General features: G+C 67.3%; 22 protein-coding genes. 10 read left to right on the plus strand and 12 right to left on the minus strand.

Translation table 11 applies throughout. From position 1 onward, the window contains the following. Window positions 1-113: 113 nt before the first annotated feature. From SJY20_RS09895 to aspS, 3 genes are all read right to left on the minus strand, one after another. On the minus strand, window positions 114-887 hold the full coding sequence (locus SJY20_RS09895) for a polyphosphate kinase 2 family protein (protein ID WP_380786641.1): 774 nt from the start codon (window positions 885-887) through the stop codon (window positions 114-116). Window positions 888-904: 17 nt separating this feature from the next. After that, on the minus strand, window positions 905-2,284 hold the full coding sequence (locus tag SJY20_RS09900) for an APC family permease (RefSeq protein ID WP_380786642.1): 1,380 nt from the start codon (window positions 2,282-2,284) through the stop codon (window positions 905-907). 405 nt (window positions 2,285-2,689) lie between these two features. Next, a complete protein-coding gene (gene aspS, locus SJY20_RS09905; protein ID WP_380786644.1) occupies window positions 2,690-4,513 on the minus strand; it encodes an aspartate--tRNA ligase in 1,824 nt (607 codons plus the stop codon). A gap of 172 nt (window positions 4,514-4,685) precedes the next feature. Here aspS and rnd point away from each other — a divergent pair, with 172 nt between their 5' ends. Together rnd and SJY20_RS09915 are read left to right on the plus strand one after the other, a co-directional pair. Further along, complete coding sequence (gene rnd, locus SJY20_RS09910; protein ID WP_380786646.1) at window positions 4,686-5,861, plus strand: ribonuclease D; 1,176 nt, start codon at window positions 4,686-4,688, stop codon at window positions 5,859-5,861. Continuing rightward, window positions 5,858-6,136: an I78 family peptidase inhibitor gene (locus tag SJY20_RS09915; RefSeq protein WP_380786647.1), complete on the plus strand. Its 279-nt coding sequence runs from the start codon at window positions 5,858-5,860 to the stop codon at window positions 6,134-6,136. Before rnd ends, SJY20_RS09915 begins: the two co-directional genes overlap by 4 nt. 99 nt (window positions 6,137-6,235) lie before the next feature. On the opposite strand, the gene SJY20_RS09920 is transcribed toward SJY20_RS09915, so the two are convergent. Genes SJY20_RS09920 through SJY20_RS09935 form a run of 4 tightly spaced genes read right to left on the minus strand, consistent with a single transcriptional unit; the run spans window position 6,236 to window position 11,822 of the window. Continuing rightward, window positions 6,236-7,741, minus strand: coding sequence for a Ppx/GppA family phosphatase (locus SJY20_RS09920; RefSeq protein ID WP_380788632.1), 1,506 nt, complete (start codon window positions 7,739-7,741; stop codon window positions 6,236-6,238). An 8-nt stretch (window positions 7,742-7,749) separates the two neighbouring features. Then, window positions 7,750-9,912, minus strand: coding sequence for an RNA degradosome polyphosphate kinase (locus tag SJY20_RS09925; protein WP_380786648.1), 2,163 nt, complete (start codon window positions 9,910-9,912; stop codon window positions 7,750-7,752). Next, window positions 9,909-10,547: a chromosomal replication initiator DnaA gene (locus tag SJY20_RS09930; protein ID WP_380786649.1), complete on the minus strand. Its 639-nt coding sequence runs from the start codon at window positions 10,545-10,547 to the stop codon at window positions 9,909-9,911. Before SJY20_RS09930 ends, SJY20_RS09925 begins: the two co-directional genes overlap by 4 nt. A 24-nt stretch (window positions 10,548-10,571) precedes the next feature. Further along, on the minus strand, window positions 10,572-11,822 hold the full coding sequence (locus tag SJY20_RS09935) for a heavy-metal-associated domain-containing protein (RefSeq protein WP_380788634.1): 1,251 nt from the start codon (window positions 11,820-11,822) through the stop codon (window positions 10,572-10,574). A gap of 61 nt (window positions 11,823-11,883) precedes the next feature. On the opposite strand from SJY20_RS09935, the gene purM reads away from it, so the two are divergent. Genes purM through SJY20_RS09955 form a run of 4 tightly spaced genes read left to right on the plus strand, consistent with a single transcriptional unit; the run spans window position 11,884 to window position 14,492 of the window. Next, complete coding sequence (gene purM / locus SJY20_RS09940) at window positions 11,884-12,978, plus strand: phosphoribosylformylglycinamidine cyclo-ligase (RefSeq protein WP_380786650.1); 1,095 nt, start codon at window positions 11,884-11,886, stop codon at window positions 12,976-12,978. Then, window positions 12,971-13,540 carry a phosphoribosylglycinamide formyltransferase gene (gene purN / locus SJY20_RS09945; RefSeq protein WP_380786652.1) on the plus strand — a complete coding sequence of 190 codons (570 nt, stop codon included), beginning with the start codon at window positions 12,971-12,973 and terminating at the stop codon, window positions 13,538-13,540. Before purM ends, purN begins: the two co-directional genes overlap by 8 nt. Continuing rightward, window positions 13,537-13,899, plus strand: coding sequence for an MmcQ/YjbR family DNA-binding protein (locus SJY20_RS09950; RefSeq protein ID WP_380786653.1), 363 nt, complete (start codon window positions 13,537-13,539; stop codon window positions 13,897-13,899). The genes purN and SJY20_RS09950 overlap by 4 nt, the downstream gene beginning before the upstream one ends. After that, window positions 13,896-14,492, plus strand: a complete 597-nt coding sequence (locus SJY20_RS09955; RefSeq protein WP_380786655.1) for a hypothetical protein — start codon at window positions 13,896-13,898, stop codon at window positions 14,490-14,492. The genes SJY20_RS09950 and SJY20_RS09955 overlap by 4 nt, the downstream gene beginning before the upstream one ends. Before the next feature lie 231 nt (window positions 14,493-14,723). Here SJY20_RS09955 and SJY20_RS09960 read toward each other — a convergent pair whose 3' ends face one another. The 4 genes from SJY20_RS09960 to SJY20_RS09975 all read right to left on the minus strand — a co-directional run bounded on the left by SJY20_RS09960 (window position 14,724) and on the right by SJY20_RS09975 (window position 17,788). Further along, window positions 14,724-15,242, minus strand: coding sequence for a GNAT family N-acetyltransferase (locus tag SJY20_RS09960; protein ID WP_380786657.1), 519 nt, complete (start codon window positions 15,240-15,242; stop codon window positions 14,724-14,726). Continuing rightward, entirely contained in the window at window positions 15,242-15,664 is a 423-nt protein-coding gene (gene ndk, locus SJY20_RS09965; RefSeq protein WP_031439003.1) for a nucleoside-diphosphate kinase, read from the minus strand. Before ndk ends, SJY20_RS09960 begins: the two co-directional genes overlap by 1 nt. 70 nt (window positions 15,665-15,734) lie before the next feature. Beyond that, a complete protein-coding gene (locus SJY20_RS09970) occupies window positions 15,735-16,175 on the minus strand; it encodes a DNA polymerase III subunit chi (RefSeq protein ID WP_380786658.1) in 441 nt (146 codons plus the stop codon). Window positions 16,176-16,315: 140 nt separating this feature from the next. Continuing rightward, window positions 16,316-17,788 (minus strand): leucyl aminopeptidase, encoded by a 1,473-nt coding sequence (locus SJY20_RS09975; RefSeq protein WP_380786660.1) that lies wholly within the window; start codon window positions 17,786-17,788, stop codon window positions 16,316-16,318. A 179-nt stretch (window positions 17,789-17,967) separates the two neighbouring features. Between SJY20_RS09975 and SJY20_RS09980 the strand changes: the two genes are divergently transcribed. The 4 genes from SJY20_RS09980 to rsmA all read left to right on the plus strand — a co-directional run bounded on the left by SJY20_RS09980 (window position 17,968) and on the right by rsmA (window position 23,465). Then, window positions 17,968-20,205 carry an LPS-assembly protein LptD gene (locus SJY20_RS09980; protein ID WP_380788636.1) on the plus strand — a complete coding sequence of 746 codons (2,238 nt, stop codon included), beginning with the start codon at window positions 17,968-17,970 and terminating at the stop codon, window positions 20,203-20,205. Between the two features lie 116 nt (window positions 20,206-20,321). Continuing rightward, complete coding sequence (locus SJY20_RS09985) at window positions 20,322-21,641, plus strand: peptidylprolyl isomerase (RefSeq protein WP_380786662.1); 1,320 nt, start codon at window positions 20,322-20,324, stop codon at window positions 21,639-21,641. Beyond that, on the plus strand, window positions 21,619-22,647 hold the full coding sequence (gene pdxA / locus SJY20_RS09990) for a 4-hydroxythreonine-4-phosphate dehydrogenase PdxA (protein ID WP_380786663.1): 1,029 nt from the start codon (window positions 21,619-21,621) through the stop codon (window positions 22,645-22,647). Before SJY20_RS09985 ends, pdxA begins: the two co-directional genes overlap by 23 nt. Further along, complete coding sequence (gene rsmA / locus SJY20_RS09995; protein WP_380786665.1) at window positions 22,644-23,465, plus strand: 16S rRNA (adenine(1518)-N(6)/adenine(1519)-N(6))-dimethyltransferase RsmA; 822 nt, start codon at window positions 22,644-22,646, stop codon at window positions 23,463-23,465. The genes pdxA and rsmA overlap by 4 nt, the downstream gene beginning before the upstream one ends. 35 nt (window positions 23,466-23,500) lie before the next feature. On the opposite strand, the gene SJY20_RS10000 is transcribed toward rsmA, so the two are convergent. Continuing rightward, window positions 23,501-24,001: a tetratricopeptide repeat protein gene (locus tag SJY20_RS10000; RefSeq protein WP_380786667.1), complete on the minus strand. Its 501-nt coding sequence runs from the start codon at window positions 23,999-24,001 to the stop codon at window positions 23,501-23,503. Window positions 24,002-24,033: the final 32 nt, after the last annotated feature.

Raw genomic sequence — 24,033 nt, forward strand, 5'->3', positions numbered from 1 at the left:
CCCCTACAGGACCGCCGCACCCCCGATACCTACCGTGCCAACTCGGGTTATCAACTCAAATCGCACGTCAAAATGGATGTATTGGATCGTGAAAAAGCTGGATTGTCAGAGACCTAAGCCGCGAGCGCGCGGCGGGCTATTTTTTCGAGTTCGGGGTCGAGCGACGGTGGATCCATCGGCACCGCCGCTTCCAGCTGGTCGGCAATCGCGGTCAATGCGGCAATCCGCGCCGCCTTCTTGTCGTCTCCGGCGATCGCGATCCAGGGTGCCGCCAGCGTGTCGGTCCGCGCGAACATCTCGTCCATCGCGACCAGGTAATCGGCGCGGCGCGCGCGGTTGTGATAATCGTCGAGGCCGGTCTTCCAGCGCTTCCACGGATCGTCGAGCCGGGCTTTCAGCCGCTTGTCCTGTTCCTTCTGCGTGGTGTGGACGAACAGCTTGACCAGCGTGGCGCCGCTATCGACCTGCGCGGTTTCGAAGGCGTTGATCTCGTCATAGCCACGGCGCCATTCCGCCTCGGTCGCGAAACCCTCGACCCGTTCGACCAGCACGCGGCCATACCAGCTACGGTCGAACACGGCGATGCTGCGCGCAGGCGGCAGCCGCTGCTCGAACCGCCAGAGGAAGTCATGCGCCTTCTCCTCCGCCGAAGGAGCCGCGATCGGATAGACCTCGAAGAACCGCGGGTCCCAGGCTGCGGTCATCCGCTGGATGATACCGCCCTTGCCCGCCGCATCCCAGCCCTCGAGCATGACGATCGCGCGCTTGTGGCGGACTATGTGCGCGACCTGGATACGCTCCAACCGCTTCTGCAGCTTGGCGAGGTCGCGCTTGTAGTGGCCGTGGTATTTCTTGCCGTCTTCATAGTCCGACAGGTCGATCGTCATGCATCGTGCTCCGGTTGCTAGGGACGTGAACGTTCCAGGGGCCGCGACGACGCAGCACCCAGTGATAATAGGCAACCGACAGCGCGATCTGCGCGGCGGTCATGATCAGGCCGGGACGACCCTCGTCCGGATCGAGCCAGCTTGTCCATGTCACATAGGCCAATGCGACCAGCGTCAGTGCGGGGGCGAGCGGATAGAGCGGCATGCGGTAGCGGGCGTGCGCCGTCCGGCCGCTGCGGCGCCCGACGATCGCGGCGAGTGCGATGCCGGCATAGATCGCGACCAGCCCGGTGCCGCTGAGCACGACCAGCAGCGCGATCGGAACGAAGCAGCACGCCATCCCGATGCCGCCGCAGACCAAAGTCGCGATCCGGTGAGCCGAAGCGCAGGTGCACCTGCGCCATCCAGCGATCGACCGGCCGGCCCCAACTGCCATCGCGCGCGGTGCCGTAGAAGAAGCGCGAACAGGCGAGGATACAGGCGATGATCGCGTTGACGATCGCGACCACGACGCCGATCGACATCCAGGTCGACAGCCCCGCCCCGCCCTGTTCGACGGCAAGGTCCATGAACGGGCTGCGCGCGGCGAGGAAGGCCGGAAGATCGGCCGCGCCCATCAGTCCGGCGACCAGCGGCAAACCCTCGAACAGCAAGGTCAGCACCAGCGCCGCGAGAATCGTCCGCGCGATCAGCCGTTCGGGCTCGTGCATCTCCTCGCCGAAATAGACCGCGGCGCCATAGCCGTTGAGCGCGAAGATCGCGATCGAGGTGGCGACGCCGATCGCGGCGAGCGACGTCGGGACCAGCGCACCCGCCTGCGGCATTACCGGATGGAGCAGCGCGTCTTCGATCGGCCGCACACTATCCGCAAGACCAAGCCAGACGATGACGCCGATCGCGACCAGCTCGACCAGCAGGAAGAGGCCGGTGACCCAGGCGTTGATACGAATCTGCAGGACCGCGACGAGCGTCGACGCCGCGATGATCGCCAGCGCGACCGGGATCGCCGGAAGCCCCGGCACCAGCGTTTCCAGCACGTCGGCGATTCCGAGCCCGAGGATTGGCGGAAACAGCAGATTGTTGAAGACGTTGACGCCGAGCATCGCGAACCCCGCCATCGGCCCCAGCGTGTCCGCGACCATGACGTATTCGCCGCCCGCGACCGGATAGGCCGACGACAATTCCGCATAGATGAACGCAGTGGGCACGCACACCAGTGCGGCGAGGATCATCGCCCAGACCGCGCCGGTCCCCGCGACCTGCAACATCGTCGGGACGATCACGAACACCGACGAGGCGGGCGTCGCGACCGACAGCGTGAGCAGCAGCACGCCGACGACGCCGAGGCTGCGGACGAGTTTGGGCGCCGCCGCGGGTGTCAGCTGGTCATCGAGCATGAAGTCCCCTTACGTCGGGGGAGTGATGGCGTGGTGAACGGCGGGCGGCAAGCGGCCGTGACCCGTACTTGCACCCGTACCCGTACCCGTACCGCATCCGTACCCTTACCGTCATCCCAGCGAAGGCTGGGATCTCCCGTTCGGGTCGCAGCACTCGACAACAGGGAGACCCCAGCCTGCGCTGGGGTGACGGTGTGTTTGGGAGGCGTCGAGCGGACCCGAAGGCGACGCTACGTTGGGCTCGACGGCCTTGGTCATGTCATGGGAGCCTTGAGCCCCGAGCCCCGACGCCGTCATCCCAGCGAAGGCTGGGATCTCCCGCTCGGGCCGCAGCACTCGACAACAGGGAGACCCCAGCCTGCGCTGGGGTGACGGCATTTGGGGGGCGTCGAGCAGACCCGAACTTTACCCCGCGTTCGGCGCGACCGCCTTGGCCACATCCTTCGGGCCGTCGACCGTAACCTTGATGTTCAGCTCCTTCAGCTGCTTCGCGCTCGCGTAATTCGGCGCGCCCATCATCAGGTCCTCGGCCTTCTGGTTCATCGGGAACAGCACCACCTCGCGGATGTTGGGCTCGCCCGCGAGCAGCATCACCATGCGGTCGATGCCCGGTGCCGAACCACCATGCGGCGGTGCGCCGAGCTTGAACGCGTTGATCATGCCCGCGAAGTTCTCGTCGACGTCCGCCTGGCTGTACCCGGCGATCTCGAACGCCTTGTACATGATCTCGGGCTGGTGGTTGCGGATCGCGCCCGAGCTGAGTTCGACGCCGTTGCAGACGATGTCGTACTGGAACGCGAGGATGTCGAGCGGATCCATCGTATGGAGCGCCTCCATCTCGCCCTGCGGCATGCTGAACGGGTTGTGGCTGAAGTCGACCTTCTTGGCGTCCTCGTCGTACTCGAACATCGGGAAGTCGACGATCCAGCAGAACTCGAAGCGGTTCTCGTCGATCAGGCCGAGGTCGGCGCCGATGCGCGCACGGGCTGCACCCGCGAGCTTGGCGGCGGCGAGTTCCTTGCCGGCGGCGAAGAAGATGCCGTCGTTCGGGCCCAGGCCCATCTCGGCGATCAGCTTCCGCGTCGCTTCCTCGCCATGGTTCTTGGCGATCGGGCCGCCGAGTTCACCGTTCTTCTGCGTGATGTAACCGAGCCCGGCATGCCCCTCGGCGCGCGCCCAGTCGTTCATGTCGGTGAAGAATTTGCGGCTCTTCTCGGCGGTGTTCGGCGCCGGGATCGCGCGGACGACGTCGCCGCCGGCGACGATGCCGGCGAACAGGCCGAAGCCCGAGTCGACGAAGTGATGACCGACGTCGTGGATCAGGATCGGGTTACGCAGATCGGGCTTGTCGCTGCCGTATTTCAGCATCGATTCGCGGTAGGGGATGCGCTTGAACGGCAATGCCGAGACCTGACGGCCTTTTCCCTGCCAATCGGCGAATTCCTCGAACACGCCGTGCAGCACCGGCTCGATGGCCGCGAACACGTCGTCCTGCGTGACGAAGCTCATCTCGAAATCGAGCTGGTAGAACTCACCGGGCGAACGATCGGCGCGGGCGTCCTCGTCGCGGAAGCAGGGTGCGATCTGGAAATAGCGGTCGAAGCCGGCGACCATCAGCAGCTGCTTGAACATCTGCGGTGCCTGCGGCAGCGCGTAGAACTTGCCGGGATGAACGCGGCTGGGGACCAGATAGTCGCGTGCGCCTTCGGGCGACGACGCGGTCAGGATCGGGGTCTGGAATTCGGTAAAGCCCTGCCCGTTCATGCGGTTGCGGAGCGAGGTGATGACCTGGCTGCGCAGCATGATGTTGGCGTGCAGCCGCTCGCGACGCAGGTCGAGGAAGCGATAGCGCAGGCGGATGTCTTCGGGATACTCGGCGTCGCCGGCGACCGGCATCGGCAGCTCCTGCGCGACCGACTGGACGGTGGCGCTGGTCGCGCGGATCTCGATCGCACCGGTCGCGAGGTTAGGGTTCACCGCTTCCGCCGAGCGCGCGGTCACCTTGCCGGTGATCGTCACGACGCTCTCGTTCTTCAGCTTCTCGATCACGTCGAACACCGGGCCCGACACGTCGGTGACGATCTGGGTAATGCCGTAATGGTCGCGCAGATCGATGAAGACGAGATCGCCGTGATCGCGCTTCTTGTGGACCCAGCCCGAGACGCGGACTTCCTCGCCGACGTTCTCGGGGCGGAGGGCAGCGCAGGTGTGGGTGCGATAGGCGTGCATCATCTGAACCTTGATTTCGTCATCCCGGCGCACGCCGGGACCCAGGGTTCGGGCCGCGCCACGCGTGGCTCTGGGTCGCGGCTTTCGCCGGGATGACGGAGAATTGTTGGGGGTGCGCTTTCCCTGCCACCCCGCCTTTGTCAACCCGGCCTGCCCTCGCTATGGACAAGGGATGCATATCCATGACCTGATTTCCGACAGCGCCTCGCTCGCCAATCTCTGCACCCGTCTGTCGCAAGCCGACTATGTCTGCGTCGACACCGAGTTCATGCGCGAGAGCACCTATTACCCCGAGCTCTGCCTGATCCAGATCGCCGACGACAAGGAAGCCGCGGCGATCGATCCGATGGCGCCGGGGATCGACCTCAAGCCGCTGCTCGACCTGCTGACCGAGAACGAGGACGTGCTGAAGGTCGTGCATGCCGGCGGGCAGGACATCGAGATCATCTACAATCTGACCGGCAAGACCCCCTACCCGCTGTTCGACACCCAAGTCGCGGCGATGGCGCTGGGGCAAGGCGAGCAGATCGGCTATTCCAACCTGGTCGACAGCTGGCTGGGGATCGCGGTCGACAAGGGCGCGCGGTTCACCGACTGGGCGCGCCGGCCGCTCGACGCGCGGCAGATCGAATATGCGATCGGCGACGTCACGCATCTGTCGAGCATCTTCCCCAAGATGCTCGACCGGTTGCGCACCACCGGACGCGGTGCGTGGCTGAACCAGGAGATGGAGCGGCTGGCCGACCCCGCCAACTACGCCAACGACCCCGATCTCGCGTGGAAGCGGGTGCGGATCTCCGGGCGGAAACCCGACGTGCTGGGCCGGCTGAAGGCGCTGGCGCGGTGGCGCGAGCTGGAGGCGCAGGGCAAGGACCTGCCGCGCGGGCGGATCGTCAAGGACGAGACGCTGGGCGACATGGCCGGCCATCCGCCAAAGAAGCAGTCCGATCTGGCGCGGGTCCGCGGGCTATCGGCGAGCTGGGCCGGCAACGACATCGGCGCGCGACTGATCGCGGCGCTGGAAGCATCCGAGCCGATGGGTGCGGACGAATTGCCGCCGCGCGACGACCGCAAGCCGGGTCTCGGCAAGGAGGGTTCGCTGGTCGCGGACCTGCTCAAGCTGTTGTTGAAGATCCGGTCACGCGACATCGACGTAGCCGCCAAGCTCCTCGCGAGGACCGAGGAGCTCGAGGCACTGGCTGCGGGGGTGCGGACCGGATTGCCGATGCTTGAGGGCTGGCGGTTCGACCAGTTCGGGCGCGATGCGCTGGACCTGGTCGAGGGGCGCCTCGCGTTCGCGGTGATCGACGGCAAGCTCAAGATGACGCGGACGGAGGCGGTGGCGTGAAGGCGCTGCTGTTGGCGACGGTCGTGGTCGCGGGATGCACGCCGGTCGAGTTTCGCGGGACGCAAGAGCCGCGCATCTGCAAGGCCGAGGCGCTGGGCGATCTGGTCGGCAAGCGGGCCAGCGATGCGCGCGGCGACGTGCTGTTGAAGCGATCGGGGGCGAGCACGCTGCGCTGGATCGCACCGAACACGATGGTGACGCAGGATTTTCGCCAGGAACGACTGAACGTGCATACCGACGACAAGGGCAGAATTACTCAGGTCAGTTGCGGGTAACCACGTTGCCTCCTCGTCATCCTGACGAAAGTCAGGACCCAGAGCACCAAGCGCGCCGCCCGTAATCCTGGATCCTGACTTTCGTCAGGATGACGGGGTTCAAGTCAGGACCAGCGCGGATTTCCGCCCCAGCGCGGTCGCGAGCGCGGCATGCCGGCGTTCGACGGCCTCGCCGTACAACCCCTTGTCGTCCCGACCGAGATGCATCGCCAACGTCACGCCGTCGTCCGCCAGCCGCGAGCGTTGCAGCGGACCGGCGAGGCCGCCGCTCATTCGCTGACCTAGCCGCATCGCAAGACCCCAGACGGTGGCCTGACGAACGTCGGCGGGCCCTATCAGCCGCCCGACCGGATCCGCCGCGGCCATCCCGCCCCCCAGGCTGGTGTACAGGGCCTGCGCCAGCAACGCACGGCCGGTGGCGTCGATCGCGACCCAGTTGCCGTGCAGCGCGATCTCGACACCGCGTTCGGCCCGGAATTCGGGGTTGGCGCGCCAGCCGACATCGGCGAGCAGGCAGGCGGCGTGGCGGATCCGCCCGGCTGCAGCGCTCTCGCCGGCGAACAAGGGCGCGATCCAGCCTTCGAGCAGGTCGCCATGTTCGGGGAAACGGCCGAGCAGTCGCCCCTCCTCGCGCGCGGCGACGATCAGCGGATCGAGCTTCCGCGTCGGGGCATCGAGTTCCTCGTACAGCAGCCCTTCGCGCAGGCCGTAGGACGAGACGATCGTGGTCCGACTACCAAGCTGGCGGATCAATACGCCGAGCAGCGCCGCGGCGTCGGCGAGCGTCCCGGTCCGCCCCGACGACAGCCCGGGCACGCCGCGCATGCGCTGTTTCGACAGCTGCGGGATGGTGCGGCTGAGGCGGACGATCTTGGCCGGCGACAGCATATATTGGTGGATGATCGGCAGCGGGTAATCGGACAGGTGCATGTCGAGCCGCGACAACGCGCGCCACGACCCGCCGACGAGGTAGAGCGGCAAGCCCTGCCCCTTGCCCGCCCAGCCGGCCTCGCGGATCAGCTTCGCGACATGGCGTTCGAGGACCTTCCCCCGCTTGGCGCGAATCGGGCCGATGCGCAGCACGCCGAGCGGGAACGAGACGCGGTCCTCGATGCGGCCGGCTCGGATGCGGACGAGTTCGAGGCTGCCGCCGCCCAGATCGCCGACGATGCCATCAGCCTGCGGGATCGCCGAGAGCACGCCGTAGCCGGCGGCGCTGGCTTCCTGCTCGCCCGACAGCGTCTCGACCGTCAGCCCCAGCGCGGTGGCGGCGTCGATCAGGTCCTGGCCGTTCGCCGCATCGCGGACCGCGGCGGTGGCGACGGTGCGGAGTGACGTCACTTCCATCTCGCGCGCGACCGCCGCGAACCGCGCGAGCGCGACGCGGGCGGTCTTCAGCGCGGATTTCTCGATCGAGCCGGTCGCGACCAGACCGCGACCGAGCCCGGCCATGACCTTTTCATTGAAGCGGATCGCCGGCAGCCGTGGCGGCCCCTGATAGACGACGAGGCGGATCGAATTCGAGCCGATGTCGATGATCCCGGTACGCGGATGATCGTCGGTCTCGACCTTGGGCTTGCCGAACAGACGCGCGGCAACGTTCATCTGCACGCTCACCGTTTACGGCGCAGCGACAGTGTGGGCACGCTGGCGCTGGTGGCGAGCGATGCGCCGCGGCCGGAGAGCGACGGGTTGGTCATGAAATACCGATGCAGGTTGAACGGCCGGTCGCCGGGGTCGACGCGGGTGTAGTCGCCGTCGGGTCCGCACTCCCAGCTCTGTTCGTTGTCGATCAGGTTGGCGACCATGACCTGGTCGAGGATCTGGTCGTGGACGGTCGGGTTGAGGATCGGGAGCATGTATTCGACGCGCCGATCGAAGTTGCGCGGCATCCAGTCCGCCGACGAGATGAACAGCTTCGCCCCGTCATTGGGCAGCGCCTTGCCGTTGCCGAACGCCCAGATCCGGCTGTGCTCCAGGAACCGGCCGATCACCGATTTTACGCGGATGTTGTCCGACAGCCCGGCGACACCGGGGCGCAGGCAGCAGATGCCGCGGATGATCAGTTCGACCTCGACCCCCGCGCCGCTCGCCTCGTACAGCTTCTCGATGATCGCAGGGTCGACCAGCGAGTTCATCTTGGCCCAGACCCCGGCCGGTTTGCCTTCGCGGGCACAGGCGATCTCGGCGTCGATCAGGTTGACGAGGTTGGGGCGCAGGTCGCGCGGGCTTAGGCTCATTTTCGCCATCGCCACCGGTTCGACATAGCCGGTGATGTAGTTGAACATCTGCGCGGCATCACGCCCGACGGCAGCATCCGCCGTGAAGAAGCTGAGATCGGTATATATTTTTGCGGTGACAGGGTGATAATTGCCGGTACCGAAGTGGCAATAGGTACGGAACGCGCTGCCTTCCCGGCGGACCACCAGCGAGACTTTCGCATGGGTCTTCCAGTCGATGAAGCCGTAGACCACCTGAACGCCGGCGCGTTCCAGCGCGGAGGCCCAGACCATGTTCTGCTCCTCGTCGAAGCGTGCCTTGAGCTCGACCACCGCGGTGACCGACTTGCCGGCTTCGGCGGCGGCGATCAGTGCGTTGATGACCGCCGGCTGCTTGCCGGCGCGGTAGAGCGTCTGCTTGATCGCGACGACGTCGGGGTCGTTCGCCGCCTGCTTGAGGAAGGCGAGCACCACGTCGAACGTCTCGTACGGGTGGTGGACGACGATGTCCTTCGACTTGATCGCCGCAAAGCAGTCGCCGCCGAATTCGCGGATACGTTCGGGGAAGCGCGGGGTGAAGGGCGGGAATTTGAGGTCGGGGCGATCCTCGTCGAACAAGCCGTCGAGATCGACGATCCCGAGCAAATTGCCGCTCTCGGTGATGATCGCATCGGCGCCGCCGAGTTCGTCCTTGAGCACCGCGGCCAGCGCATCGGGGATGCCGGTTTCGAGTTCGAGGCGGATCACCCGACCGCGGCGGCGGCGCTTGATCGCGTTGGCGAAGTAGCGGACGAGATCCTCGGCCTCTTCCTCGATCTCCATGTCGCTGTCGCGCAGGACGCGGAAGCTGGCGGCGGCGAGGACGTCGTAACCGGGGAAGATGACCGGCGCGAACCGCTTGAGGATAGTCTCGATCGCGATGTAGCGCGCCGGCTCGCCCGGCAACCGCACGAAGCGCGTCGCGGTCGACGGGATCATGATCAGCTCGCGGATCGGCTCGTCGTCCGATTTGCGAACCAGGTCGAAGATCACCGAAAGCCCGCCGTTCATGATGAACGGGAACGGGTGCGCGGGGTCCAGCGCCTGCGGGGTCAGGATCGGGAAGATCTGTTCGCGGAAATGGGTTTCGAGCCAGGTATCGGCATCGTCGTCGATCGCGTCGCGGCGCAGCACGAACAGCCCCGCCTCGTCGAGCAATAGCCGCAGGTCGCCCCACACCGCCTGCTGGCTGGCCATCAGCGCGTCGGCCTCGACGATGATCGCGCTCAACTGCTGTCCGGCGGTCAGGCCATCGGCGGAGCGGCGGTCGACGTCCTGCGTTTGCTGGCCCTTCAACCCGGCGACGCGGACCATGAAGAATTCGTCGAGGTTGGACCCCGAGATCGACAGGAAGCGCAGCCGTTCGAGCAGCGGGTGCGCGGGGTTGCATGCCTCCTCGAGCACGCGGCGATTGAACCCGAGCCAGGACAGCTCGCGGTTGAAATAGCGGTCGTTGGGCGCGGAGGTCGGGGCGTCGTCGTCTTCGGCGATGCGGACGATATGGGCTGGGCGGTTCATACGTCCTCGCGGGTAACGGGGGTTTGTTGCGGTTTCGCGATAAGTCCGGCGTGCGCCAGCGTGGTCCGGGCCAGCGGGATCGACAAACGCTTGCGGGTTTCCATCACTTGCTGGTCGAGCGCGTCGATCGTGCGTTCAACGGCTACGTGGCTGCGTTCGATCCGTGCGACCAGCCAGTCGACCAGATCGGGCCGCGCATCCAGGCTGCGACGGTGGAACAGATGATCGAGCAGCACCCGCATCAGCTCGTCGTCGGGCGCGCCGATCGCGGCGATCGGGCTGGCCGCCAGACGCGAGCGCAGGTCGGGCAACTTCACCTTCCATTCGGGCGGCGCGGCGTCGGCGACGATCAACAGCGGGCGGCGGGTTTCCTGCGCCAGGTTCCAGGCGTGGAACAGCTGCACCTCGGGCACCCGCTCGGCATCGTCGATGATCGTGCCGCCGCTTTTTGCCGCGAAGATCCGCGCGAGCAGGCTGCGGCCGGACTTGCGTGGTCCGGTGAGGATCGCGGTCATCACCGGCCAGGTCGCCCAATGTTCGAGCGTGTGCGCCGCGCGCGTGTTCGAAGGGGTAACCAGGAAGGCGTCGTCGCGGGGGTCCGCGGGCCAGCCCAGCGGAAGCGCGATCTGGCTCATGCGCCGGGTCTCATCTGGGCATTCTCATCCGCCGGTGGTGGCGCTGTCGACGGGCAGGTCGGCCGGCAGCAGCTGCGATACGCGGCGGATGCGCAGCGTCTGGCCCGATCCGAACACCTGGTAGCCACGGGCTTCGAGGGCGGACTTCAACGCCTCCGGATCGCCGTCATAGGTGACGCGCATTAGCGAGACGCCGCCGAGCGCTAGGCTGGTAGTCGCTGCGGAGCGGACCCCGGGGATGCCGCGCAATGCCGATTCGGTCGACGAGACCGTAGTCGCCTGTGGGGTGTCGAACTGCACGATGATCGAAATCCCGGCGCCGCTGGCGGTCGCCGTGCTGCCGTCGTCCTCGACGATGCCGTCATCCGGCGTGTCATCGCCGACCACGGGTTCCGGTGGTGGTGGTGGCGACAGGCTCGCGTCGACGCGGAGGTCGCCCGAGCGCAGCGCCTGCTGGTACAGGTCGTCGATCCGCTTGACGCCGGTGTCGAGCAGCTGCGGCAGGCCGTCGGCGTTACCGACGCGCAACGTGAAGCTGCCGATCATGTCGTTGTCGGGACCGTGCCGCGCCTCGAACACGCCGATGATCGGGCCGCCGGGCCATTGGCGATACAGCTTCACGACCGGGATCAGCACGTCGTTGGCGCCATACTGGTCGAGGATCGTGCGCCACCAGCCGCGGCCGGGACGCTGTACCTGGCCGACGTTGAGCAACAGCGCGTCCGGGCCACTGCCTGCGGGGCGGACATAGTCGATCGCCGAATTGCCGGTGCGATAGCGTGCCCAGGCCTGTTGCCACGCGGTCGGCTGTTCGAACCCGCGCCCTACCCCGCCCGACCATTCGATTGGGATCACCAGCATCGGCGGCGAGCGGTCGGCATAGGCCGAGATGCCGAGGATGCTGCTGGCGCGGGCGCGATTGAACAGCACGCCGAGCTTGGCGATGTAGCGGTCGGGGCCGATCTGTTCGTTCTCGACGACGATCCCCGAGACCATCGAATCGAGCGTGCCGTCGGAGACCAGGCCACCACCGCCGCCAAGCCGCTTCGACAGCTGGACCCAGGCCTTGCGCTGCGCCAGCCGCCAGCCGCCGAGCCGCGCCGCGTCGGCGGTCTTGCCTGCGACATCGACGGCAATGCCGGCGACCTCGTAGGCGCTGCCGCTGTCGACCGGCGCGACGCCGCTGCCGCCGCCTTCGATCTGCGCGACGACGGCGCCGCCACCGAGTAGCAAAAGCGCGCCGGCGAGCGCGGCGGGAAGCGGGCGAATACGGATCACGCGGGCCTTTTGGCGAAGCAGGCGTGGAAATCCAAGCGGGATGTGGCTAGCAGGCCGCATGACCGACAGCGAGAAACCCTACACCTACGCCCAAGCCGGCGTTTCGATCGCCGCGGGCAATGCCCTCATCCGCGCGATCGCCCCCCTCGCCCGCGCGACCCGGCGACCCGGCGCGGACGCCGATCTGGGCGGATTCGGCGGGATGTTCGACCTCAAGGCCGCGGGGTTCGTCGACCCGCTGCTGGTCGCCGCGAACGACGGCGTCGGCACCAAGCTGAAGCTGGCGATCGAATGGGACCGGCACGAGGGCGTCGGCATCGACCTGGTCGCGATGTGCGTCAACGACCTGATCGTGCAGGGCGCCGAGCCGCTGTTCTTCCTCGACTATTACGCGAGCGGCAAGCTCGACGCAGCGATCGCCGAGCGCGTCGTCGCCTCGATCGCCGAGGGGTGCAAGCAGGCCGGCTGCGCGCTGATCGGCGGCGAGACCGCGGAGATGCCGGGGATGTACGCCGATGGCGACTACGACCTGGCGGGTTTCTGCGTCGGTGCGGTCGAGCGCGAGAACGTGCTGACGGGTCGTGAGATCGCGGCGGGCGACGTGATGCTCGGGCTGGCATCTTCCGGCGTGCATTCGAACGGGTTCTCGCTGGTCCGGCGACTGGCCGCGGATCGCGGGTGGAAACTCGACCGGCCGGCGCTGTTCGACCAGGACCGGTTGCTGATCGATCACCTGATGGCGCCGACGCGGATATATGTGGCCAGCCTGTTGCCGCTGCTCCGCGAACGCCGGATCAAGGGGCTGGCGCATATCACCGGTGGCGGCCTGCTCGAGAATATCCCGCGGGTGCTCCCGGGCGGCGTGCATGCGGTGGTCGATGCGGACGCCTGGGCGCAGCCGCGGCTGATGGCGTTCCTGCAGGCGCAGGGGCAGATCGAGCCCGAGGAAATGGCGCGGACCTTCAATTGCGGGATCGGCATGGTCGCGATCGTCGCGGCGGACGAGGCGGCGGCGATCACCGCCGAACTCGAAGCTGCGGGCGAGACCGTGTTCACGATCGGGCATATCGACGAAGGCACGCATGGCTGCACGGTCCGCGGATCGATGGAGACGTGGAGCGCACGTGCGGACTGGTCCGCGACGCATGAATAAGACCAGGGTCGGCGTACTGATTTCGGGGCGCGGATCGAACATGATGGCGCTGGTCGCGGCATCGCGCGCACCGGACTGTCCCTATGAGATCGTCGTGGTGGCGTCCGACAAGCCGACAGCGGCGGGCCTTGGCTGGGCGCTGTCGGAGGGGATCCCGACCTTCGCGCTGTCGCCCAAGGGTATCGCCAAGCCGATCTACGAAGCCGCGATGGATGCCGCGCTGCGCGAGGCCGGCGTCGAGACGATCGCGCTCGCCGGCTATATGCGGTTGCTGACCGACTGGTTCGTCGACCAGTGGCGCGACCGGATCGTCAACATCCACCCCTCTCTGCTGCCCAAGTACAAGGGCCTCGATACGCACGCGCGTGCGATCGCGGCTGGCGACGCCGTCGGTGGATGTTCGGTGCATGTCGTGACCGAAGAACTCGATGCTGGCGAAGTGCTCGGCCAGACGGAGGTGCCGATCCTGAAAGGCGATGACGCCGATTCGCTTGCGGAACGCGTGCTCGCAGCCGAGCATTCCCTGTATCCCAAAGTCCTGGCGGAGTTCGTAAGCCGATGACCCAATCCCTGCTAGACCGCGTCCGCGAAGTCGCCCTGCTGCTGCCCGAGGCGGAGGAGAAGGTCTCGCACGGTCAGCCGACGTTCTTCGTCGACGGCACGCAGTTCGCACAGTTCCGCGACGACCATCACGGCGACGGGCTGACCGTGGTGTGCGTGAAAACCGGCGATGCGGACGAACAGGCGATGTTGATCGAGGCGAACCCGGCGGTGTATTCGAGTCCCGCCTATCTCGGCGCGTCGGGCTGGGTCGCGATGGACCTTGCCGGTGATGTCGACTGGGCACTGGTCGAGGACCGGATCGCGAGGAGCTGGGAACTGGCGGCGCCACGCCGCCTGCTGGAAGCCGGCGGACGATGAGCGAGACCCCCGCCGAGCGCAAGGAAGCCGCCGCGACCCGGCGGCGCTGGGTGTCGCTTGCCGAGGTGCTCGGCGTCACGGGCGCGCTGATCGCCGCGGCGACGTTGTGGATCAACTGGTCCGATCGCCGCGCCGATGAGGCCGACAAGGCGATGACGCGGGCGTCCGAGCAGCGCGCCGAAAGCCGCGTCGACTTGTCCGCCGAGGTCAAGGATGGTGGCAAGTCGCTGCTGCTGAAGGATGCGCGGCACGAGATCCAGGATGCGGTGATCAGTTTCCCGAAGGCACTGGGCGTTGCCGCGCAGCATCCGCCGGCCGATCCGGTCATCGAGGTGTCGCCGTTCGAGCCCGCGTTGCTGAAGCTGACCGATGGCGGCGCGGACGACCGGACCGGGCGGTTGCCGGTGCTGTTGACGCTGCAGTATCTCGACGGCGAGACGACGCGGACGACGAGCGGGATCTATGACCTGTTGTGGCAGACCAACGGGCGGATGCTGCGCGGGCGGGAGCTGAAGCTGACCGGGATGAAGGTGCGGCAGGTCCGGGGGAACCAAGCACAGCTGGATGCGATCTGGGCGCGGGCGAAGCCGTAAAGCTTGACGCGATACTCTGTTCCCCCGCGGACGCGGGGGGCCAGGAGTCGCGACCGGTACCGCCGGTAACCCTGGGCTCTCGCTTTCGCGGGAGAACGGCAGCTGCGCGAACGCACTCCACCCCGGCGGAGGCCGGGGCCCAACTGGGAAGGTCGCGGTGACAACACGCTGCGCTTCATCACTTCTGTACCCCAATTGGGCCCCGGCCTCCGCCGGGGTGAGGTTCAGCGACTAGACGTCTCGAGCGTAGACTGGGTCGTTGTGCGTCGTGGTGCCGACCATGAACTGGCGCGCGCCGATCCGGGTGAACCCCTGGCGTTCGTAGAAGGCATGCGCGCGGTAATTGTGTTCGTAGACGCCAAGAAGGATGCGCTCGCGCTGGAATGCCGCGGCGTCTTCGCGGGCACGCGCCATCAGCGCCGCGCCCAATCCGGTGCCGTGCATTTGCGATAGGATGTAAATCCGCCGCAGCTCGATATCGCTTGGCCGGGTCTCGAAGGGAAAGTCGGGTGCGGTCAGCACGGTGTAGCCGATCGGCGCGTGGCCTGGCTCGTGCTCCGCGATCGTGACGATCGTTGCCGGATCGGTCGTCCAGCGGGCGAACACGTCGGTGGTGGTATTCTTCAGGCAATGCGCGACGAGGTCGGCGCCTTCGAGCACGGTCGCATAGGTTTCGAGGAAGGTGGCGGATGCGACCAGCGACAGCGCGGACGCATCGTCCGAGCCTGCTCGGCGCATCCGCCAGCGCATCAGCCGACGATTTCTTCAGGCTTGAAGAAATAGGCGATCTCGATCTCGGCGTTCTCGTCCGAATCCGAACCGTGCACGCTGTTGGCTTCGATCGACTCGGCGAGCTCCTTGCGGATCGTGCCGGGCTCGGCGTTCGCCGGGTTTGTGGCGCCCATGATGTCGCGGTTGCGCTGCATCGCGTTATCGCCCTCGAGAACCTGGACGACGACCGGGCCCGAAATCATGAAGCTGACCAGCTCACCGAAGAACGGACGCTCCTTGTGGACCGCGTAGAAGCCTTCGGCCTGCTCGCGGGTCATCTGGATGCGCTTCGATGCGACGACGCGGAGGCCAGCCTCCTCGAGCATCTTGGTGACGGCGCCGGTCAGGTTGCGACGCGTGGCGTCGGGCTTGATGATCGAAAAAGTACGGTTCGCGGCCATGCTGGTCACGGGCTCCTGTAATGCTCTGGAAAAGTGGCGCCGCCCTAGAGCCGCACCGGCCCGAATGCAACTAGGCGGCTTTTTCCCAGCGGCCGGCATCGTCCTGTTTCCAGTAGCGGCGTTCGACGTCGTCGCGGTCGGCGAGTGCTTTCCAGGCGAGGCGGGCTTCGCGGATCGCGTCGTCGTCGAAGAAGTGGAAGGCGCGGTCGAACGTGAGCGCCTCGTCGCGCCAGCGGCCGTCGACGATCGCAATGTGGCGCGCGCCGTTGGCGGGCTGGATGTCGGCGGCGATGAGGATCGGCTGGTCGGCATCGGCCTCGCCGCCGGCCTGCGCGTGGGGAAGGAAGCTGTCGGGTGTGTAGGACCAGAGCAGGCGGTCGAGCGCGGTGCGCTGGTCCTCGGGGTCGGCGACGATGAGCAGGCGGCCACCGCCGGCGACGATCTTTTCCGCGATCCTGGGAAGCGCGCGGTCGAGCGGGGTGGCGGTGAGGTGGTAGAAGTCGACCTGCATTTTTACTCCCCTCCCGCTTGCGGGAGGGGTTGGGGGAGGGCCTGCCTCATCCAACCTGTAGCTTTACAGCCCCTCCCCTAGCCCCTCCCGAAAGCGGGAGGGGGACCTTAAGATGAATCCCTCCGCGAGCGGGAGGGGAATTAGCCCTCGAAATTATCCGCGACGAACCGGTCGAGCAAACGCACGCCGTAGCCGGTCGCGCCCTTGTCGTAGTTGGTGCCGGCCTTTTCCGCCCACACCATCCCCGCGATGTCGAGATGCGCCCATTTCACGCCGGCGCCGACGAAGCGCTGGATGAACTGCGCCGCGGTGATCGAGCCGCCGCCGCGGGGGCCGACGTTCTTGACGTCCGCGATCGGGCTGTCGATGATCTTGTCGTACGCCGGCGACAGCGGGAAGCGCCACAGCAGGTCGCCGGTGGCGCGGCCCGCGGCGAGCAACTCGTCGGCGAGCGCGTCGTCGTTGGCGAAGATGCCGCCATGCTCATGCCCGAGCGCGACGATCATCGCACCGGTCAGCGTGGCGAGATCGACGATCGTCGCCGGCTTGTAGGTCTGCTGGACCCAGGTGATGCAGTCGCACAGCACCAGCCGACCCTCGGCGTCGGTGTTGATCACCTCGATGGTCTGGCCCGACATCGACGTTACGACGTCGCCGGGGCGCTGCGCATTGCCGTCGGGCATGTTCTCGACCAGACCCATCACGCCGATGACGTTGACCTTGGCTTTCCGCGCGGCGAGTGCCTTCATCGCGCCGGCGACGGCACCGGCGCCGCCCATGTCCCACTTCATGTCCTCCATCCCGGCCGCGCCCTTGATCGAGATGCCGCCGGTGTCGAAGGTCACGCCCTTGCCGACAAGTGCGACCAGCGGTGCGTCGGCCCCTGCCCCGTTCCACTTGAGCGCGAGGATGCGGGCTTCGCGGCGCGAGCCCTGGCTGACGCCGAGCAGCGCGCCCATGCCGTATTCGGCCATCTGCGCCTCGTCGACGACGACGATCTCGAGGCCGAGCCCCGCGACATCCTCGGTCACCTTGGCGACGAAGCTTTCTGGGTAGAGGATGTTCGGCGGCGTCGCGACCAGCCAGCGGGTCAGGTCCATGCCACGCGTGACCGCGTCCTGCCAGGCCCAGGCAGCATCGGTGCCGTCGGGGGCGCCCGCGATCGTCACGCTCTCCAGCGTCGGCTTCGCGGTCTCGGCGAGCTTGGTCCGGTAGATGTCGTAGCGCCACGCGCGCTGTGCGGCAGCGCCGGCGAACCGCGCGAGCGCGGTCGGCGTCGGCTTGGCCGGGATCGTCGCGAGGTCGAGCGTCACCGCGGTCGCGCCCGAGGTCAGCAGCTTGGCGACCAGCGCGCCGCCGGCCTTTTCCCAGCCCGGCTCGTCGCCGGCGCCGACCCCGACCAGCAGGACCTGGTGGACCGTGTCGCCCTGCGCGACGAACAGCTCGACGATCGACCCCGCCTCGCCGGTGAAGCGGGCGGCCGCCGCGGCCTTCGCAGACAGCGTCGCGCCGTCGATCCCACCCCATGCCGTCCGCGCCAGGCCGTCCTTCTCGACCGGAATCGCAACGATCGCGGAGTCGGAAGCGGCGGTGGAAACGAAATCGATCTGCATGAAACGGCCTTCGTACTGGGAGTTAATGGGTCGCTCTAGGCCGATGCGGCGAGCGTGCAAAGCGGGACGATTGCAGCACGGCGCCGGTGATGCGATAGGCAGCGCTTGTAACGCGGCCACGTGGTGGCCGTGCAAGGCCGCCAAAGGGGTTGCTCCGGACCGTGTTGCGTATCGACCTGATGGCGGGCTGTGCCCTCTCGCTCGCATTGCTGGCGGCGGTTCCAGCCGCTGCGCAGGACCTGCAATCCCGCGCGGTCGCGCCGCCAGCCCAGGACGCGCCGGTCCCGAATGCGGCGCCCGGGATCGCCGAGGACCAGGTCCAGTTCAGCGCGAGCGGGCTGGAATACGACACCAACGCCGATGTCGTCACCGCGACCGGCGAAGTGAGGATGTTCCGCCAGGGCGACCGCCTGCGTGCCGACAAGGTGGTGTGGAACCGCAAGACCGGCAAGGTCGTCGCGACCGGCAACATCGCGGTCACCAATCCGCAGGGCGACATCGCGTACGGCGACGAGATCAACCTCACCGATTCGCTGAAGGACGGCGTGATCGACAACATGCTCGTGGTGCTCGAACAGGGCGGACGGCTGGCGGCGAAACAGGGTACGCGCGACCTGAACGGCACCGTCGAGCTGCGCACCGCCGCCTATACGCCGTGCGCCGTGACCAATGCCGCCGGCTGTCCCAAGGACCCGACGTGGAAGATTACCGCGGTCCGCGTGACCTATCGGCCCGATCGCCAGCGAATCTTTTATTCGGGCGCGAAGCTGCATCTGTTCGGGCTACCGGGCGTGCCGCTGCCGAGTTTCTCGAACCCGGTCGGCGGGGGCAGCGACAACGGGCTGCTGTCGCCGAACTTCAACTACAGCCGCGCGAACGGGCTGGAATTCGCGCTGCCCTATTATTTCAAGCTCGCCCCCAACAAGGGGCTGACGATCACGCCGCACGTCTTCACCAGCGTGCTGCCGATGCTGCAGGCCGACTATTCGGCGCTCAGCACCCGGGGTGCGTTCCGGGTCAGCGCCTATGCCACCGAAAGCCGCCGCAGCGACGACCTGTCGACCGCCAATACGACCGAGACCGAACGTGCCTTCCGCGGCTACGTCGACGGTATCGCGCGGTATCAGCTGTCGTCGAACTGGACCGCCAGCGGATCGCTGCGGCTGACCACCGACCGCACGTTCCTGCGCCGCTACGATATCTCGCGCGACGACCGGTTGCGCAGCACCGCCAGCCTGGAGCGGATCGACGACAGCAGCTATTTCGCGCTGACCGGCTGGTACGTGCAGACGCTGCGGGTCAACGACAGCCAGGGCATGCAGCCGATCGCGCTGCCCGAACTCGATTATCGCAAGCGCTACACCGACCCGCTGCTGGGCGGCACGCTGCAGCTGCAGCTCAACACGCTGGCGCTGACCCGGACCGAGGGACAGGACACCCAGCGTGCATTCGCGTCGGCGCAATGGGACCTGCGCAAGCTGACCAGATGGGGACAGGAGGTCACCTTCACCGCGTTCGCGCGTGCCGATGCGTACAATACCAACGATACGCTGGCGACCGCGGTGGAGAGCTATCGCGGATTGGAAGGCTTCCACGGGCGGGCGATCGGCGCGCTGGCGGTCGACGTCAAATGGCCGTTCATCGGCAGTTTCCTGGGCGGGACGCAGCGATTCACGCCGCGCGTCCAGATCGTCGCCTCGCCAAAGCTCGCCAACCAGTCGCTGCCGAACGAGGATTCGCGTTCGGTCGACCTGGATACCAGCAACCTGTTCGCGCTCAATCGCTTCCCCGGCTACGACCGGTTCGAGGATTCGTCGCGCGCGACCTATGGCGCCGAATGGGCGGTCGACCTGCCGGGCGTGTCGCTGGATGCGACCGTCGGCCAGAGCTATCGCCTGGACGCGCGGCCGTCGATCTTCGCCAACGGCACCGGGCTCAGCGATCGCTGGTCGGACATCGTCGGGCGCACCGAATTGCGGTTCCGCGACTCCGTCTCGCTGACCCACCGCTACCGGCTCGACAAGGACAATCTCAAGGTCCGCCGCAACGAGGTCGACGCGACCGTCGGGTCGCGCTCGACCTATGTGCTGGTCGGCTATCTGCGGCTCAACCGCGATATCTTTCCCGCGATCGAGGATCTGGCGGACCGCGAAGAGCTGCGCGTCGGCGGCCGGGTGCAGTTCGCACGGTTCTGGTCTGCGTTCGGATCGGCGGTCGTCGACATGACCAACAAGGGCGAGGACCCGTTGTCGCAGTCGGACGGGTTCGATCCGATCCGGCACCGGCTGGGCGTGCAATACGAGGACGATTGCATCCGTCTCGGCGCGACCTGGCGGCGCTATTACAACGACACCGGCGACGCGCGGAAGGGCAACAGCTTCCTGTTGTCGCTGGCCTTGACCAATCTCGGACGCTAAGCCCGCGTTCAGCTACTCTGGGGCAAGCCGCGCCGAATACGCGATGATGGGATTTCGACATCTTGAAGCATGACGTTCGATTGAAGACGCGGGTTCAGACCCGGGCCGGTCGCTGGATGGGTGCCATCGTACTGGCGGCGCTGGCCACCACCGCGATCGCGCAGACGGTTCCCGACAAGAGCCTGCCCGACAATACCGGGCTCGATATCCCTGCGAACCTGCAGATCTTCGGCAAGCTCGACCCCAACGTCCGCAAGCCCACCGCGATCGTCAACGACAGCGTCATCACCGGCACCGACGTCGACCAGCGCGTCGCGCTGGTGGCGGTCGCCAACAACGCCAAGCTGACCCCGGAGGATCGCGACCGCGTCAAGCTGCAGGTCCTACGACAGCTGATCGACGAGACGCTACAGATCCAGGAGGCCAAGACCGCCGAGGTCGTGATCACCCCGGCCGAGATCAATCAGAGCTTCGACGCGGTATCGAAGAAGTTCAACCGCACGCCCACCGCGATGCGCGCCTATCTGCGCGAGGAGGGATCGTCGGAGCGGTCGCTGAAGCGGCAGATCGAGGGCGAGCTCGCTTGGCAGCGTTATCTGCGCAAGCGCGTCGAGCCGTTCGTCAACGTCGGCGACGAAGAGGTCAAGGGCATCCTCGATCGCCTGCAGGCGGCGAAGGGCACCGACGAGTTCAACCTGCACGAGATATTCCTGCGCAGCGACCCCGCCAACAGCCAGCAGGTGTTCGCCAACGCACGACAGCTGCTGGGCGAGATCCAGAAGGGCACGCAGCCGTTCGAAGGGTTCGCGCGGCAATATTCGGATGCGTCGACCAAGGGCGTCGGCGGCGATCTCGGCTGGGTGCGGGCATCGACCCTTCCCGCCGAACTCGCTCAGGCGGTGACGTCGATGCAGGTCGGCCAGGTTGCCGGGCCGATCGAGGTTTCGGGCGGCTATTCGATCATCTATCTGACCGACAAGCGCCAGGTGCTGACCGCCGACCCGCGTGACGCGCGGCTCAGCCTCAAGCAGCTCACGCTGCGCTTCCCGCCCAATACCAGCGCTGCACAGGCGACCGCCCGCGCGCAGGCGTTCGGCGAGGCGACCAAGGCGTTGCGCGGGTGCGGTACGGTCGAGAAGGTCGCAGCCGGGATCGGCGCCGACGTGGTCGACAACGACACGGTACGCGTCCGCGACCTGCCGCCGCAGCTGCAGGAGATCATGCTGAAGCTGCAGGTCGGCGAATCGAGCCCGCCGTTCGGGTCGGCCGAACAGGGCGTCCGCGCGCTGGTGCTGTGTGGACGCGACGATGCCGCAGCCGGATCGTTGCCGAGTTCGGACCAGATCCAAGGCCAGCTCGAGCAGCAGCGCGTCAACCTGCGCGCCCAGCAGAAGCTGCGCGATCTGCGCCGCGATGCGGTTGTCGAATATCGCTGATCGTCGGCCCGACGTCGCGGCGCCGATCGCGGTTTCGATGGGCGATCCCGCCGGGATCGGTCCGGAGATCATCGCCAAGGCGTGGCGCGCGCGCGTCGAGCATGCGCTGCCGCCGTTCGTCGCGGTCGGCGATGCTCGTGCGGTTGCTCGCGTCTGGTCGGGACCAATCGCGCGGATCGGCGACCTAGCCGAGACCGAAGCGGCGTTTGCCGATGCCCTGCCGGTGATGACGGTCGAGGATGCCGGCGAGATCGTTCCCGGCGTCCCCGACGTCGAGGGTGCCCGGTGCGCGCTGCATTCGCTGGAGCTCGCGGTCGGGCTGGTCCGCAACGGCGCCGCCCGCGCGCTGGTCACCGGGCCCGTGTCGAAGGCGCAGCTCTATGCGATCGGCTTCAGTCATCCCGGGCAGACCGAATTCGTCGCGGAGCGATACGGCATCGCCGGCGAGAACGCGGTGATGATGCTCGCCGGGCCGTCGTTGCGGGTGGTGCCGATCACCACCCACGTGCCGCTGGCGCAGGTCTCGTCGCTGCTGTCGATCGAGCTGGTGGTCGCCAAGGGCCGCGCCACCGCGCGGGGCCTGACCAAGAATTTCGGGATCGAGAACCCGCGGATCGTGTTTGCAGGACTGAACCCGCACGCCGGCGAACAGGGCGCGATCGGCCGCGAGGAGATCGACATCCTCGAACCCGCGATCGCGATCCTGCAGGCCGAGGGCATCGATGCGGCCGGGCCGTTTGCTGCCGACACGCTGTTCCACGCCCGCGCCCGCGCGACCTATGATGCGTGCCTGTGCTGTTATCACGACCAGGCGCTGGTGCCGCTCAAGACGCTGCATTTCGACGAGGGCGTCAACATCACGCTGGGGCTGCCGATCGTCCGTACTTCGCCCGACCACGGCACTGCATTCGGGATCGCCGGCAAGGGCATCGCGGAACCCGGCGCCATGATCGCGGCGATCGCGATGGCGGGCGCGGCGGCCGATCGGCGCGCGATCAAGTCGTGACGGACCTGCCCCCGCTGCGCGAGGTTATCGCGCGCTACGGATTGAACGCGAGCAAGGCGCTGGGGCAGAATTTCCTGTTCGACGGCCAGCTGCTGAAGCGCATCGCCGCGGTGCCGGGTGACCTGAACGGTGCGGAAGTGCTGGAGGTCGGGCCTGGTCCGGGAGGCCTCACGCGAGCGTTGCTCGCCGCCGGGGCGCGCGTGACGGCGATCGAGCGCGACCGGCGCTGCATCCCGGCACTTGCGGAGCTGAGCGAAGCCTATCCGGGTCAACTCACCGTAATCGAGGGCGATGCGCTCGCGGTCGACGCGCCGTCGCTGTTCGAGGGCCGGCCGCACATCGTGTCGAACCTCCCCTATAATGTCGGTACCGCGCTGCTGGTCGGTTGGCTGTCGGGTGCGTGGGAGCCGTGGTGGCAATCGTGCACGCTGATGTTCCAGAAGGAAGTGGCCGAGCGGATCGTCGCCAAGACCAACGACGACCATTACGGACGGCTGGCGGTTCTGGCGCAGTGGCGCAGCGCAGCGCGGATCGCGATGCCGGTGCACCGCTCGGCATTCACCCCGCCGCCGAAGGTGATGTCCGCGGTAGTCCACATCACCCCCCTGCCCGCGCCTGACGGCGTCGACTTCGCGGTGCTGGAGCGGCTGACCGGAGCAGCGTTCGGGCAGCGGCGTAAGATGCTGCGGCAGAGCGTGAAGGGCGTGCCGGGCGCGCTCGACGGGCTCGAAGCAATCGGGGTGGATGCGACACGACGGGCGGAGACGCTGTCGGTCGAGGATTTCGTCAATTTGGCGCGGGTGGTAGGCACCAGGTAAATCCTCCCCCGCCAGGGGGAGGACTGAAGACGACGTTAGTCGTTCGTCGTGGTGGCCTTGGTCGCGACCTGCGCAGTCGTGATCGGCGGACCCTTGGCGATCACCGCGGCGAGCTCGGTCGCATCCGTGCAACTCGTCTTGCACAGCGTCTTGATCTTGGCGAGATTGTCGCGTGCCTTTATCACCGCGCCCTTGGCGACCAGCGCCTCGCCTTGGCCGCGGAGCGCGCCGAGGTCGTTGGGTTCGAGTAACAATGCCTCGCGGTACAGCCGGATCGCCTTGCCGGGCAGCCCGCGGCTATTCGCGACCTGCGCCAGCAGCACGAACGCGGCGCGGTTGCGCGGGTCGACCGCCGCGGCGGTCTCGAGGACATCGGTGGCGCCATCGAGATTGCCGGCCGCGACCAGCGTCCGCCCCTGCGCCAGCAACTGTAGCGAGCGGGCGTCGATCTGGGTATCGGGCCGCTGGCCGCTGAGCGAGGTCGATACGCACACCAGAGTCAAAGCGGCAGCGATACCGACGGACGAAAAGCGCATGATGGTCTCCAGACGGGGCACGCCCCGCGCTA

The sequence above is a fragment of the Sphingomonas sp. R86521 genome, from assembly GCF_042466235.1.
Classification (GTDB): Bacteria; Pseudomonadota; Alphaproteobacteria; order Sphingomonadales; family Sphingomonadaceae; genus Sphingomonas.